The sequence below is a fragment of the Microbacterium sp. MTN4-26 genome (assembly GCF_042846595.1).
Taxonomy (GTDB): domain Bacteria; phylum Actinomycetota; class Actinomycetes; order Actinomycetales; family Microbacteriaceae; genus Microbacterium; species Microbacterium luteum.
Genome location: NZ_BTGO01000012.1, coordinates 82,598 through 95,950 on the forward strand (window position 1 = coordinate 82,598; position 13,353 = coordinate 95,950).

The window sequence follows — 13,353 nt, forward strand, 5'->3', positions numbered from 1 at the left end:
ACGTTGATACTCAAGGTTGGGACGACGTCGGCCCGGGATGCACGCGTTGCGGCGTGCTTATTTCGTGGGGAGTGCGCTTGTGGCGTCTTTGTGGTCATCGACTCCGGCTGACGGGGGTGCGCTGGTGTCGACGAAGTCTTCGGCCGATTGTACAGCGCCGGGGGGCGACCACTCGCGTCCCGGCACGTAGGGAGAACGTTCCCGGCCGGGGTGGCGGCGCTTCTGCACGAAGAAGATGACGAGGCCGAGGAGCACACCGGCGATGGCGGCCCACACGTTGGTGCGCAGGCCGAGATAGATCTCGCTCGGATCGATGCGGATCGACTCCCACACGATGCGGCCGGCGCTGTACCAGATCAGGTAGAGCGCGAACAGGCGACCCCACTGCAGCCCGAAACGGCGTCCGACCCACAGCAGGAACAGCACGCCGAGCCCGTTCCAGAGCACTTCGTAGAGGAACGTGGGGTGGAAGAGGGTGTCGGCTGCCAGACCCGGGGGGAAGGCCGAATTCTCCGGGTCGATCTCCAGCCCCCACGGCAGATCGGTGGGCAGACCGAACAGCTCCTGGTTGAACCAGTTGCCGAAGCGTCCGATGGCTTGCGCGAGCAGCAGACCCGGAGCGAGTGCGTCGGCGAAGCTCCAGAATCGGATGCCGGTCCAGCGGCATCCCAGCCACGCCCCGACCGCACCGCCGATGAGCGCGCCGTAGATCGCGATACCGCCCTCCCAGATGCGGAAGACGGCCCAGAAGTCCGCCCCCTCCCCGAAGTAGAATCCGGGGTGCGTGGCGACGTGGTAGATGCGCGCGGCGATGATGGCGAGCGGCACCGCGATGAGGGCGATGTCGATGACGACCCAGGGCTCGGCACCGCGCCTGGTCAGCCGATGATTGGTCATCAGCACGGCGATGACGATGCCGGCGATGATGCACAGCGCGTAGAAGTGGATGCGCAGCGGTCCGAGGTCGATGTAGCTGACGGTCGGGCTGGGGATGCTGGCGACCACGCTGAGGGCGGCGTTCATCATAGGGGCGGATCGTCCTTCTCGAGAGGTGTGGCGTCGTGAGACGGCCCGAGGTGTCTGAGTCTAGTTCGACCCGGTGCTCGGGCGCGTGCCGGCGACGAGGGCACGCGTGGTGCGCGCGAGGCCCTCGAGGCCGCCGTCGCGCAGCGCACGCACGAGTGCGGTGCCGACGATGGCCCCGTCCGCGTACCCGAGAACGCCGGCGACCTGGTCGGCGCTGGAGATGCCGATGCCGACGCACGCGTGCCGGGCACCCTGAGCCCGGAGCCTGCCGACGAGGATGCGCGCTGCGGCGTCGAGCTCGGCACGCTCGCCCGTGATCCCCATGGTCGAGACCGTGTAGACGAAGCCGGTGGAGTTCTCCACGATGAGCCGGAGCCGCTCGTCCGAGGACGTCGGCGCCGCCAGGAAGATGCGGTCGAGGCCGGTGCGCCGGCTCGCGTCGATCCACTCCTGGCCGGCTTCGGGGGTGATGTCGGGCGTGATCAGGCCCGCTCCGCCGGCGGCGAGCAGGTCGTCCGCGTAGCGGTCCACACCGTACTGGACGACCGGGTTCCAGTAGGTCATCACGAGTACCGGCACATCCACTCGTCGGGTGATCTCGCGAATGGCCGTGAAGGTGTCGCGAAGCCGGAACCCCCCGGCCAGCGCCGCTTGCGTGGCCTCCTGGATGACGGTTCCGTCCATGACGGGGTCGGAGTAGGGCGGCCCGAGCTCCAGGATGTCCGCGCCGTTCTCGGCCAGGGCCACGGCGGCGTCGATGCTCGTCTGGAGATCGGGGAAACCGAGGGGAAGGTAGCCGACGAAGGCCCCGCGTCCCTGCTCCGCCGCGGCGTTCACCGCGGCTGCGACGCGCGAGGTCACAGCTTCTCCCCCTCGCCCTTGGCGGCATCCGCCGTCGGCGCGGACGCAGCGGCAGCGGCGTCGACCCCGGCGTCGTACAGGTCGAAGTAGCGGGCGGCGGTGTCCATGTCCTTGTCGCCGCGACCGGAGAGATTGACCGCGAGGATGGCGTCGGGACCCAGCTCGCGACCGATGCGCAGCGCGCCGGCCAGAGCGTGTGCGGACTCGATCGCGGGGATGATCCCTTCGGTGCGCGAGAGCAGCCGGAGGGCCTGCATGGCCTCGTCGTCCGTCGCAGGGATGTACGCGGCGCGACCGATGTCGGACAGCCACGCGTGCTCCGGTCCCACCCCGGGATAGTCGAGGCCGGCCGAGATGGAGTGGGACTCGATCGTCTGGCCGTCCTCGTCCTGCAGCACGAAGGTCTTCGCGCCGTGGAGGACGCCAGGTCGGCCGCGCCCGATCGATGCCGCGTGTCGCGGTGTGTCGACCCCGTCGCCGGCCGCCTCGACGCCATAGAGCATCACGTCCGGGTCGTCGAGGAAGGCGTCGAACATGCCGATCGCATTCGAGCCGCCGCCGACGCAGGCCAGAACCGCGTCCGGGAGCCGGCCGGTCTCCTCGAGCAGCTGGGCTCGGGCCTCGTCGCCGATGACCTTCTGGAAGTCGCGGACCATTGCGGGGAAGGGGTGCGGGCCCGCCGCGGTCCCGAAGATGTAGTTGGTCGTCTCGACCGACGCCACCCAGTCGCGGTAGGCGTCGTTGATCGCGTCCTTGAGGGTGCGCGATCCGGTCGTGACCGGAATCACCTCCGCGCCGAGGAGTCGCATACGCGCCACGTTGAGCGCCTGGCGCTCCGTGTCGACCTCACCCATGTAGATCGTGCAGTCGAAGCCGAACAGCGCCGCGGCCGTCGCCGTCGCCACCCCGTGCTGGCCGGCACCGGTCTCCGCGATCACGCGCGTCTTGCCCAGGCGCTGCGTGAGCAGGGCCTGCCCGAGGACGTTGTTGATCTTGTGCGAACCGGTGTGGTTCAGGTCCTCGCGCTTGAGGAAGATTCGCGCTCCGCCGGCGTGGGCGGCGAATCGGGGCACCTCGGTGAGGACCGACGGCCGACCGGCGTAGGTGTGCAGCAGGCGGTGGAACTCGCCGACGAAGCCCTCGTCGGCCATGGCCGCCTCGTAGGCGGCCGTGAGCTCATCGATCGCAGCGATCAGCGACTCGGGCATGTAACGACCCCCGAAGTCACCGAAGAAGGGTCCGTGGGCGTCGCGCAGACTCACGCTCGGCTCCTCTCGATCGTCCGACGGTCGGGTGCGGCGTCGAGGAAGGACGCGAGAGTCGCCACCGGATCGCCGGTCACCAGCGCCTCCCCCACGAGAACCACATCGGCACCGGCACTGCGGTAGTGCGCGACGTCGGCCGGACTGAGCACGGCCGACTCGGCGATCTTGACGGCGTCCTCGGGCAGACGCGGTGCGAGGCGGCCGAACAGATCCTTGTCGAGCTCGAAGGTCGACAGGTTGCGCGCATTGACGCCGACCAGCCGCGCGCCGAGATCGGCGGCACGATCGACCTCGTCGGCGCTGTGCGTCTCGATCAGCGGCGTCATCCCGAGTTCGACGGTCAGATCGTGCAGGCGTCGCAGGTCGTTCTGCTCCAGCGCGGCGACGATCAGCAGCACGAGATCGGCTCCGGCGGCGCGCGCCTCCCACACCTGGTAGTCGGTCGCGATGAAGTCTTTGCGCAGAACGGGCACATCGACGCGCGCCCGGACGGCCTCGAGGTCGGCGAGGCTCCCCTTGAAGCGACGCCCTTCGGTGAGGACGGAGATCGCCGACGCTCCCCCGGCCTCGTACAGGGAGGCCTGGTGTGCGGGATCGGGGATGTCCGCGAGGTCACCCCGCGACGGACTCGCGCGCTTGACCTCGGCGATGATCTTCACGCGGTCCGCCGGCGCGAGCGCGGACAGAGCATCCCTCGCGGGCCGCTGCGCCAGCGCTGCCTTCTCCACGTCCGCGAAGGGACGCTCGAGCATGCGCGCCTCCGCATCCGCCACCGCGCCGGCCGTCAGGTCGGCGAGCACGTCAGTGCTCTTTCGCGATGTGCTTCGGGCCGTTGACGCCGTAGCCGGCTCTGGCCATGGCCCATCCGACGATGAGACCGACGACCACGAGAGCGGCCGAGCTCCACACGAGCCAGGGGATGTCCAGGAAGAACGCCGTCGTGCCCACGGCGAAGCCGACGAGCATGATGACGACAGCGGTCCATGCTGCGGGTGAGTGGCCGTGGCCGGGATCGCCGTTGGTGTGGCTCATGGATCTCCTCCGATTGCGCGGGTCGCTCAAGTCTATCGGTTCAGGCCGTCGGGTCTTCGCCCCGCGACAGCTCATCCCAGGAGTCGATCGCGTCGTGGGGGCGCGATCCTCCGGCGGGTTCAGCGTCGGTGCGGAACCGACGCCCTGATGTGCCGGACCACCGATGGGCTCCCCCGAGGGTGAGCAGCCCTGCGGCGACCATGACGACTGCGGCGGCCACGGTGACCACGACCCACGGGGTGACTGCGGAGCTCGCGACGAGATCGTGCACCGCATCGGCGCCGGTGATGCCGGTGGCCTCGGTCACGGTCGAGGCGTAGGACTCCACGGGGGCGTCCAGACCCACTCGCGCCGACAGCATCGCGAGGGCGGCCCCGATGAGCGTCGTGAGCGCGCCGAATGCATACGTGAGCACGCGGCCGACGATCGTGAGGGCTGCCCCGAGCGCGAGTGCCGCGAGGCTCAAGGGTGCGAGGACCGGCACGGCGTCGGCGCCGGCGACGGTGAGCTGGTCTCCCTCGACGGAGGCCAGGGTCACCGTCAGCCAGGTCTGCGTCGACGAGATCAGGCCGACGGCGCCGCCGATCAGCACCAGGACGACGGCGAAGGTGCGGGGCCGCCGCGTCATCCCGCGACCACGGGTGCCAGGTCATCGGCGTCGAAGCAGCTGCGCGTGCCGGTGTGGCACGCGGGACCGTGCTGTTCCACGCTCACGAGGATGGCGTCGCCGTCGCAGTCGAGGCGAACCCCTCGCACCTCCTGGAAGTTGCCCGACGTGTCGCCCTTGCGCCAATACTCCCGGCGGGAACGCGACCAGTAGGTGACGCGCCCCTCGGTGAGCGTGCGGCGAAGGGCCTCCGCGTCCATCCAGCCGAGCATCAGGACCTCGCGGGTGTCCCACTGCTGCACGATCGCGGCGACGAGTCCGTCGCCGTTGAAGGCGACACGGGCGATGCGCTGGTCGGTGTCGTTCACGAGTCGTCGCCTCGCAGGAAGTCGCCCTCGCGGACCGCGATGCCGTCGGCGAGCATCGCGCGCTTGACGTCACCGACGGTCAGCTGGGCCGAGTGGAACACCGACGCGGCCAGCACCGCATCGGCACCGGCGCCCACCGCCGGTGCGAAGTGCTCCACGGCGCCGGCGCCGCCGGAGGCGATGACGGGCACGGACGAGACCTCGCGCATGAGGGAGACCAGTTCGAGGTCGAATCCCTGCTTCGTCCCGTCCGCGTCGATGGAGTTGACCAGCAGCTCCCCCGCTCCCCGCTCGATCGCCTCGCGCGCCCACGCCAGCGCGTCGCGGTCGGTCTCGGTGCGACCGCCGTGCGTGGTCACGACGAAGCCCGACGGGGTGCGCGGAGATCGCTTCACGTCCAGCGAGAGGACCAGAACCTGTGCCCCGAAACGATCGGCGATCTCATCGACCAGCGCCGGCCGTCGGATGGCAGCGGAGTTGACGCCGACCTTGTCGGCGCCGACGCCGAGCAGGCGAGCCACGTCGTCGTCGGTGCGCACTCCCCCGCCGACGGTCAGCGGGATGAAGACCTGTTCCGCGGTGCGCTGCACCATCTCGTAGGTCGTCGCCCGCTCGTCGACCGTCGCCGTCACATCGAGGAAGGTGAGCTCGTCGGCCCCCTGCGCGAAGTACAGGCGCGCGAGCTCGACGGGGTCGCCCATGTCGCGGAGGTTCTCGAAGTTGACGCCCTTGACGACGCGACCCGCTGCCACATCGAGGCACGGGATGACGCGGCATACGACCGACATGTCAGAGCCTCGCGTTGTGGATGGCGGTGACGAGGATCGCCCGCGCGCCCAGCTCGTACAGGTCGTCCATGACGCGGTTCACGCTCGACCGCGCCACCATCACCCGAACGGCCACCCACTCGGGGTCGCGCAGTGGCGAGATCGTCGGCGACTCGATGCCCCCGGCGATCTCGACGGCCCGGTCTACCAGCGACACGGGCAGGTCGTAGTCCACCATCACGTATCGGCGAGCGACCATCACGCCACGCAGCCGGCGAAGCAGGGTCTCCGTGCCCGGTGCATCGTCGGGGCCGGAGATGAGGACGGCCTCGGAGTGGAGCAGGGGCGGACCGAACACTTCGAGGCCCGCCTGCCGGAGGGTGGTGCCGGTCTCGACGACGTCAGCCACCGCGTCCGCGACGCCCAGCCGGACGGCGGATTCGACGGCGCCGTCGAGCGGGACCAGATCGACCGCGACTCCGTGCTCGTCCAAGAAGGAATCGACCAGTCCCGGATAGGAGGTGGCGATGCGGCAGCCGTCGAGATCGGTGAGTTCGGCGAAGCGTCCGGGCGGGGCGGCGAACCGGAATGTCGAGCCGGCGAAGCCGAGCGCTTCGATCTCTCGAGCACCGGGCATGCGCGCGTCTCTCAGCAGATCGCGGCCGGTGATGCCCACGTCGAGCGCGCCGGATCCGACGTAGGTCGCGATGTCCTTCGGGCGGAGGTAGAAGAACTCCACGCCGTTGGCGGGGTCCGCCTTGTGGAGGTCCTTCGAGTCGCGGCGGCCGCTGTATCCGGCCTCGGCGAGCATGGCCGCCGAGGTCTCGGCGAGCGAGCCCTTGTTGGGCACGGCGATGCGCAGCATATGGGGATGTCCTTCTTCTTCTGGCGACGGTCCGGGCGGCGCTCAGAGATGTCGGTAGACGTCCTGCAGTGTCAGACCCTTCGCGAGCATGAGCACCTGCAGGTGGTAGAGGAGCTGGGAGATCTCCTCGGCGGCGGCCTCGTCGGACTCGTACTCGGCCGCCATCCAGACCTCTGCGGCCTCTTCCACGATCTTCTTGCCGATCGCGTGCACTCCGGCGTCGAGCTGCGCCACCGTTCCCGACCCCTCGGGTCGTCGCTCGGCCGTGGCCGTCAGCTCGCCGAACAGGCCGTCGAAGGTCTTCACTTCTCCAGCGTACCGAACTCCGCGCGCGGCACCGGCCGCGCCCGGTGGGGCTTCAGTGGCGGTGTGCGTGCGCCGCCCGGCTGCGGAGCGCGGCGATCGCGGCGTCCGGGCTGTCGGCGCCGAAGACGGCCGAACCCGCCACGAACGTGTCCGCACCGGCCTCCGCCGCCTGGGCGATGGTCGACTCCCCGATTCCGCCGTCGACCTGCAGCCACACCGTCGATCCGACGGCGCGAGCGTGGTCGGAGAGCGCTCGCAGCTTCGGCATGGTCTCGGGCATGAAGGACTGCCCGCCGAAGCCCGGCTCCACGGTCATCACGAGCACCTGGTCGAACTCGTCGAGCACGTCGAGGAGCCCCTCGACGGGTGTGCCCGGCTTGACGGCCACGCCCGCTCGCGCTCCGATCTGCCGCAGCCGACGAGCCAGCGCGATCGGCTCTGCGGCGGCCTCGAGGTGAAAGGTGACCGACGCCGCGCCGATCTCGGCGTAGCCCGGTGCCCATCGCTCCGGATCGTCGATCATCAGGTGCACGTCCAACGGCACCGGCGACGTCGCCTGGATGCGCTCCACCATCTGCGGACCGAACGTGAGGTTCGGGACGAAGTGGTTGTCCATGACGTCCACGTGCACGTAATCCGCCGACGCGATGCGGCCGAGCTCGGTCTGCATGTTCACGAAGTCTGCGGCGAGGATGCTGGGGTTGATGCGGATGTCGCTCACCCGTTCATTATTCCGGCTCCCGCGCGTCATCACGTGCGCCGCAGCAGCGTGATCGACATCGCATCGGTGTTGTGGCGGTGCGGCCACAGCTGGGCGCGACCGGAGCCGTCGGTCTGCGCGGGAAGGTCGGGCGACGACAGGGCGACCTCGCGCACGACGGCACGGGCGTCGAGCTCCTCGACGGCGTCGCCGAAGCGACGACGGGCCTCGGCGACCACGCCGGTCGTCTCCGCGAGATGGGGCGAGCACGTGACGTAGGCGACGATTCCGCCGGGCGCGAGCGCTTCGATCGCACCACCCAGCAGCTCGCCCTGCAGCGCCGTCAGTTCCGCAACGTCGCCCGGTGCTTTGCGCCAGCGCGCCTCGGGGCGCCGTCTCAGGGCGCCGAGGCCCGTGCACGGGGCATCGACCAGGATGCGGTCGTAGATGCCGGGACGCTCGGCGGTCAGGTCCCGCCCGTCGCGCTCGGTCACCTCCACCTCCAGCGGCACCCCCGCGATCGACCGTCGCACCAGCCCGGCCCGTGCGGGTGAGATCTCGTTCGCGTCGAGCCGCGCGCCGTGAGCGAGGGCTTCGGCGGCGAGGACCGCCGTCTTGCCTCCGGGGCCGGCGCACAGGTCGAGCCACCTCTCACCGGTCTGGACGGCACGGGCCCGGGTGAGGGCGAGCGCTGCGAGCTGCGAGCCCTCGTCCTGCACGCGGATGCGGCCGTCGGATGCGCTCACGACGGCTTCGGGAGCACCGCCGGCGAGACGGAATCCCAGCGGCGAGAAGGGGGTGCGGCGCGCATCGGCACCGGGCTCCGCGAGGCCGGGGAGCGCCGCGAAGGTGACGCGAGGGGCCGTGTTGTCGGCGGTCAGCAGCGCGCCGAGTTCGTCGGCGCGACCCTCTGCCGTGAGGGCACGACGAAAGGCGCGGATCACCCACACGGGGTGGGATGACGACAGGGCGATCGCCTCATCGTCGGATCTCGCAGTCTCGGCGACCCGATCCGCCCATTCACCGGGGGTGTCCCGCGACACGCGCCGCAGCACGGCGTTGGTGAACCCGGCGGCGCCGCGCCCGCCGGCGCGACGTGCGAGCGTCACGGACTCGTTCACGGCGGCGTGCGAGGCGACACGGGTCGCGACGAGCTGGTGCACACCCAGGCGAAGGGCATCCAGAATCTCCGGATCGATGCTCGATGGTGCACGGTCCGCCGCGATCCCGATGATGGCGTCGTAGGTGCCGCGACGCCGGAGGGTTCCGTAGGTGAGCTCGGTCGCGAGCGCCGCGTCGCCGGCGCTCAGGCCGGCACGCTCGATCGCAGCCGGGAGCAGCAGGTTCGCGTAGGCGTCCGACTCGTGGACCGCTCGGAGCGTCTCGTAGGCCACCTCGCGTGCACCGGTCATGAACCCAGCCTCACATCATCCTGCCGGCGCCCTCGCCACCAATCGGGCGCCGGCATCACGCCGCGCCCGGCCGGTTGCACCTCTCGCAGGGCGATGGCACCGTCGCCGCTGCCGACCAGGACGCGCCCGCGATCCCATCCGACCTGTCCCGGTGCCAGCGGTGGCGCGTCGTCGACGAGGTCGACACGATGCAGCTTCAATCGCTCGCCGGCGACCGTCGTGTGCGCGCCGGGTTCGGGGGTCGTGCCACGCACGCGATCGAGGATCCGCTCCGCAGCTTCCTCCCAGCGGATGCGACCGTCATCGATGGTGAGCTTCGGAGCGAACGTGGGCTCACCCGTCTGGGCGCGTGCGACGGCGTCTCCTGCGGCGACGGCGTCGACGACCTCGTGGAGCAGACCCGCTCCCACGTCGGCGAGCCGAGACAGCAGCTCCCCTGCGGTCTCCCCCGGCTCGATCTCGACCCGTCGGTCGGCGAAGACGTCGCCGGCGTCGAGCTCCGCCACGAGGCGGAACACGGCGGCGCCGGTGACATCGTCGCCCGCGATGAGCGCGTGCTGCACCGGTGCCGCGCCGCGCCACTTCGGCAGCAGGCTGAAGTGGAGGTTGATCCATCCGTGTGCGGGAGTGCTCAGCAGAGGTTCCCGCACGAGCCCGCCGTAGGCGACGATGACACCGAGATCGGGCTCGAGCGCCGCGATCCGCTCGGTTGCGTCGGCGTCCAGACGCGCCGTCTTGATGACCGGTGCGCCGATCTGCTCGGCCGCCGCGGCAACCGGCGACGGGGTGAGCACCCGCTTGCGTCCGAGCGGTGCGTCCGGGCGGGTCACCACCGCCGTGATCTGGTGTCGGCTCTCCGCGAGCTCACGAAGGGCGGGTACGGCCGGTGCGGGTGTGCCGGCGAAGACGAGACGCATGGACTCCTCACAGATCGAGATCGGGCACATCGACCCGGACTCTGAGTGTAGGGGCGGGTGGGCGCTGGCGCCCTTTGGCAGGCCTGCGCGACCGAAGAGCGGCGGTGATGATCGACGAACGCAGACTGCGGGTCACCGATGCACCGTGGGCGTACTCGAACCGCACCAGCGCACGCACGCCACCCTCCGTGTCGACGGGCCCCAGGATCGCCCGGTCATCGAGGTCCGGGGCATCCTCGCGCAGTCGCACCAGAGCCTCCGTGACGGTGCGTCGATCCCCCTCGAGGGCGGCGACGCGCACTGTGGGCGGCATGCGCAGCGGCGCACGTTCTGCCAGTTCGATGCGCGCGTACGCGGGGTGGTTCCAGGTCGCGAATGCGCGCGCCACGGGCCCCGCGACGCCCACGAGATGCACCGGGGCCCCGGGCGCCGCGAGCGCGGCGGCGTTCGACCACCAGCGCAGGCAGGCCTCGCCGATGCGCAGGTCCTCGGCGAGGAGCATCCGGTCCGCGTCGAGCAGGATGATCGCGCGATAGCCGCCGGCGGCGATCGGCTCCGCGCCCCGCGTCGCCACCACGAGCGCCGGACGCGCGTCGACATGGGGAACCGGGTGGTCCCCATCGGCGACGATCACCCGGATCTCGGGAAAGGCGCGCCCGAGCTCGTCGGCGGTCCTCTCGCTTCCCGAGGAGGCCATCCGCAGCCGCGTTCCCCCGCACTCGGTGCACCCCCACGCGGGAGCGGACCTGCCGCACCACCCGCACGTGGGAACGGCTCCGTGGTGCGCGGCTCGCAGCGGCCCGCCGCAGTGCGCGCAGCGGGCGGGATGCCGGCACGAGGCGCACACGAGCACGGGAGCGTATCCCGGGCGTGCGACCTGAACCAGCACCGGGCCGGACGCGAGCGCATCACGGGCCGCCGCGAACGCCGCCGACGGGATGCGCTGACCTCGCCCCTCCCCCTCGCGCGTGGCGCTCAGCATGGTCTTGGGCATGACGCGGCGGGCCGGTGCGATGTCGTCGAGCCACCCCAGCGCGACGAGTCTCTCGACGTCCGTTGTGCGGGTGTGACCGGCGAACAGCAGCGCGGACCCCTCCATCTCCTGTCGCAGCAGCGCCGCATCGCGGGCGTGGACACCGGGACTGAGCGGCTCCGCGAGCAGCGGGTCGCCGTCGTCCCACACGATCACGGCGCCGACCGAGGCGGCGGGGGCGTAGACGGCCGAGCGGTTTCCGACGACGACGCAGGGGGCATCCGCCAGCGTCCTCAGATACGCCGCGTATCGCGACGGCCCGCTCTGCCGCGCATCCAGGCGGACGAGGGCGCTTTCGGGGAGCCGCTCGCGGAGCACCTGCTCGAGCTGCGCCTGGTCACGATGATCCGGCACGACGAGGATCGCGCTCCGACCGGCGGCGAGCGTATCGACGGCGACGGCCGCGAGCAGGAGAGCCCACACGCCGACGTCGGTGGCGCCCTCCGCGTCGGAGGCGGGGCCGACACCGGGCGGGGCGAGGAGTGCCCCTCGGCGCGCTTCCTCGATGACGGGACGAAGCCCGGGGAATTCGGCGAGCCTCGCCGCGGCCCACTCCGCGGCTTCCGGGACGACGGTCACCGGTGTCGGCGGGGCGGCGGTGAGGTGCGCCCTCTCGGCGCGCACCGTTCGGCGCGGAATCGCCACCTTCAACACGCCGCTCGCGGAACCGGACGCGCGGTCGGCGGCCCGCCGCGCGAGCGCATACAGCCCGGGAGGCAGGACCGGCACGGGCGAGACGACATCCTCCAGGTCGGACAGGGGTCGGTCGCCAGGCTCCTCGTCGGCGATCTCGACGATCCATCCCTCCACCGTGCGGCCCGCGGTCCGCAGCGGCACCTTCACCCTCACCCCGGCGAGCGCGTGGTCGACGAGCGGGACGGGGACCGCATAGTCGAGCAGGCGGTCCAGCTGCGGCAGCGGGGAGTCGACGAGCACCCGCGCGACGCGGCGGGCGGACATGTCAGAGACCGGCGGCGGAGCGGAGCTCGTCGACGCGATCGGTGCGTTCCCAGGTGAAGCTCGGCAGCTCGCGGCCGAAGTGGCCGTAGGCGGCCGTGTCGGCGTAGATGGGGCGCTGGAGATCGAGCCGATCGATGATCGCCTTGGGCCGGAGATCGAAGACATCGCGGATCGCCCGCGTGATCATCTCGTCGGCGACGTGGCCCGTTCCGAAGGTCTCCACGTAGAGTCCGACGGGGCTCGCCTTGCCGATGGCGTAGGCCACCTGCACCTCGAGGCGATCGGCAAGGCCCGCGGCGACGGCGTTCTTCGCGACCCAGCGCATCGCATAGGCGGCGGACCGGTCCACCTTCGACGGGTCCTTTCCGCTGAATGCACCGCCACCGTGGCGCGACGCGCCGCCGTAGGTGTCGATGATGATCTTGCGACCCGTCAGACCAGCGTCGCCCTTCGGGCCGCCGACGACGAAGGGCCCGGCCGGGTTGATGAAGTACTGCACGCCGGGCAGATCGAGGCCGGTGGCGTGCAGTACGGGGTCGATGACCTCCGCGCGCACCCGGTCGCGAAGGTCGGCCTGAGAGATGTCGGGGTGGTGCTGAGTCGAGAGCACCACCGACTCGACGGTCTTGGGCACGCCCCCGTCGAAGCCCAGCGTCACCTGCGTCTTGCCGTCCGGGCGGAGGAAGGGCAGCTGACCGTCCCGGCGGAGGTCGGCGAGGCGCTCGGCCATGCGGTGCGCCGTCCATGCAGCGATCGGCATGAACTGCGGCGTCTCGTCGGTGGCGTAGCCGAACATGATGCCCTGGTCGCCGGCGCCCTGCTCATCGGCCGGGTCGACCGATCCGCGCTCACGCTGCTCGAACGCCTTGTTCACCCCGGCGGCGATGTCCGAGGACTGTGCGCCGATGGAGACGCTCACACCGCAGGAGTCACCGTCGAAACCCGTCTCGCTGCTGGTGTAGCCGATGCGGTTGACCACGTCGCGCACGATCGCGGGGATCTCGACGTATGCACTGGTGGACACCTCCCCCGCGACATGCACGAGACCGGTCGTCACGAGCGTCTCGACGGCCACGCGTCCCTCCGGATCCTCGGCGAGGATCGCGTCGAGGATGCTGTCGGAGATCTGGTCGCAGATCTTGTCGGGATGCCCCTCGGTGACGGACTCGGACGTGAACAGGCGAAGATCGCTCATCGGAGCTCCAGGAAGACAGCGGTCACGGACGGAGGCAGT

General features: G+C 70.9%; 15 protein-coding genes. All 15 read right to left on the minus strand.

Annotation, left to right across the window (positions count from 1 at the left end):
• Positions 1 to 57: 57 nt before the first annotated feature.
• Genes lgt through metK form a run of 15 tightly spaced genes read right to left on the minus strand, consistent with a single transcriptional unit; the run spans position 58 to position 13,314 of the window.
• Positions 58 to 1,026, minus strand: coding sequence for a prolipoprotein diacylglyceryl transferase (gene lgt / locus ACGG9C_RS11670; protein WP_071043517.1), 969 nt, complete (start codon positions 1,024 to 1,026; stop codon positions 58 to 60).
• Positions 1,027 to 1,086: 60 nt separating this feature from the next.
• The gene (trpA, locus tag ACGG9C_RS11675) at positions 1,087 to 1,887 is read right to left on the minus strand and encodes a tryptophan synthase subunit alpha (RefSeq protein ID WP_071043516.1); all 801 of its coding nucleotides are present in this window, start codon (positions 1,885 to 1,887) and stop codon (positions 1,087 to 1,089) included.
• Complete coding sequence (gene trpB, locus ACGG9C_RS11680; protein WP_071043515.1) at positions 1,884 to 3,149, minus strand: tryptophan synthase subunit beta; 1,266 nt, start codon at positions 3,147 to 3,149, stop codon at positions 1,884 to 1,886. The genes trpA and trpB overlap by 4 nt, the downstream gene beginning before the upstream one ends.
• Positions 3,146 to 3,952: an indole-3-glycerol phosphate synthase TrpC gene (gene trpC, locus ACGG9C_RS11685; protein WP_194383146.1), complete on the minus strand. Its 807-nt coding sequence runs from the start codon at positions 3,950 to 3,952 to the stop codon at positions 3,146 to 3,148. The genes trpB and trpC overlap by 4 nt, the downstream gene beginning before the upstream one ends.
• A gap of 1 nt (position 3,953) precedes the next feature.
• Positions 3,954 to 4,184, minus strand: a complete 231-nt coding sequence (locus tag ACGG9C_RS11690) for a DUF6704 family protein (RefSeq protein WP_071043513.1) — start codon at positions 4,182 to 4,184, stop codon at positions 3,954 to 3,956.
• A 40-nt stretch (positions 4,185 to 4,224) separates the two neighbouring features.
• On the minus strand, positions 4,225 to 4,812 hold the full coding sequence (locus tag ACGG9C_RS11695) for a Trp biosynthesis-associated membrane protein (RefSeq protein ID WP_194383145.1): 588 nt from the start codon (positions 4,810 to 4,812) through the stop codon (positions 4,225 to 4,227).
• Positions 4,809 to 5,159 (minus strand): phosphoribosyl-AMP cyclohydrolase, encoded by a 351-nt coding sequence (gene hisI, locus ACGG9C_RS11700; protein WP_194383144.1) that lies wholly within the window; start codon positions 5,157 to 5,159, stop codon positions 4,809 to 4,811. Before hisI ends, ACGG9C_RS11695 begins: the two co-directional genes overlap by 4 nt.
• A complete protein-coding gene (gene hisF, locus ACGG9C_RS11705) occupies positions 5,156 to 5,947 on the minus strand; it encodes an imidazole glycerol phosphate synthase subunit HisF (RefSeq protein WP_194383143.1) in 792 nt (263 codons plus the stop codon). Before hisF ends, hisI begins: the two co-directional genes overlap by 4 nt.
• A 1-nt stretch (position 5,948) precedes the next feature.
• A complete protein-coding gene (hisG, locus tag ACGG9C_RS11710) occupies positions 5,949 to 6,791 on the minus strand; it encodes an ATP phosphoribosyltransferase (protein ID WP_194383142.1) in 843 nt (280 codons plus the stop codon).
• Between the two features lie 42 nt (positions 6,792 to 6,833).
• Complete coding sequence (locus tag ACGG9C_RS11715; RefSeq protein WP_071043508.1) at positions 6,834 to 7,097, minus strand: phosphoribosyl-ATP diphosphatase; 264 nt, start codon at positions 7,095 to 7,097, stop codon at positions 6,834 to 6,836.
• 52 nt (positions 7,098 to 7,149) lie between these two features.
• Complete coding sequence (gene rpe / locus ACGG9C_RS11720) at positions 7,150 to 7,848, minus strand: ribulose-phosphate 3-epimerase (RefSeq protein ID WP_194383141.1); 699 nt, start codon at positions 7,846 to 7,848, stop codon at positions 7,150 to 7,152.
• On the minus strand, positions 7,848 to 9,209 hold the full coding sequence (locus ACGG9C_RS11725) for an RsmB/NOP family class I SAM-dependent RNA methyltransferase (RefSeq protein WP_194383140.1): 1,362 nt from the start codon (positions 9,207 to 9,209) through the stop codon (positions 7,848 to 7,850). The genes rpe and ACGG9C_RS11725 overlap by 1 nt, the downstream gene beginning before the upstream one ends.
• The gene (gene fmt, locus ACGG9C_RS11730) at positions 9,206 to 10,126 is read right to left on the minus strand and encodes a methionyl-tRNA formyltransferase (protein ID WP_071043505.1); all 921 of its coding nucleotides are present in this window, start codon (positions 10,124 to 10,126) and stop codon (positions 9,206 to 9,208) included. The genes ACGG9C_RS11725 and fmt overlap by 4 nt, the downstream gene beginning before the upstream one ends.
• Positions 10,127 to 10,133: 7 nt before the next feature.
• The gene (locus ACGG9C_RS11735) at positions 10,134 to 12,119 is read right to left on the minus strand and encodes a hypothetical protein (protein ID WP_071043504.1); all 1,986 of its coding nucleotides are present in this window, start codon (positions 12,117 to 12,119) and stop codon (positions 10,134 to 10,136) included.
• A 1-nt stretch (position 12,120) separates the two neighbouring features.
• Positions 12,121 to 13,314, minus strand: a complete 1,194-nt coding sequence (metK, locus tag ACGG9C_RS11740) for a methionine adenosyltransferase (protein WP_071043503.1) — start codon at positions 13,312 to 13,314, stop codon at positions 12,121 to 12,123.
• Positions 13,315 to 13,353: the final 39 nt, after the last annotated feature.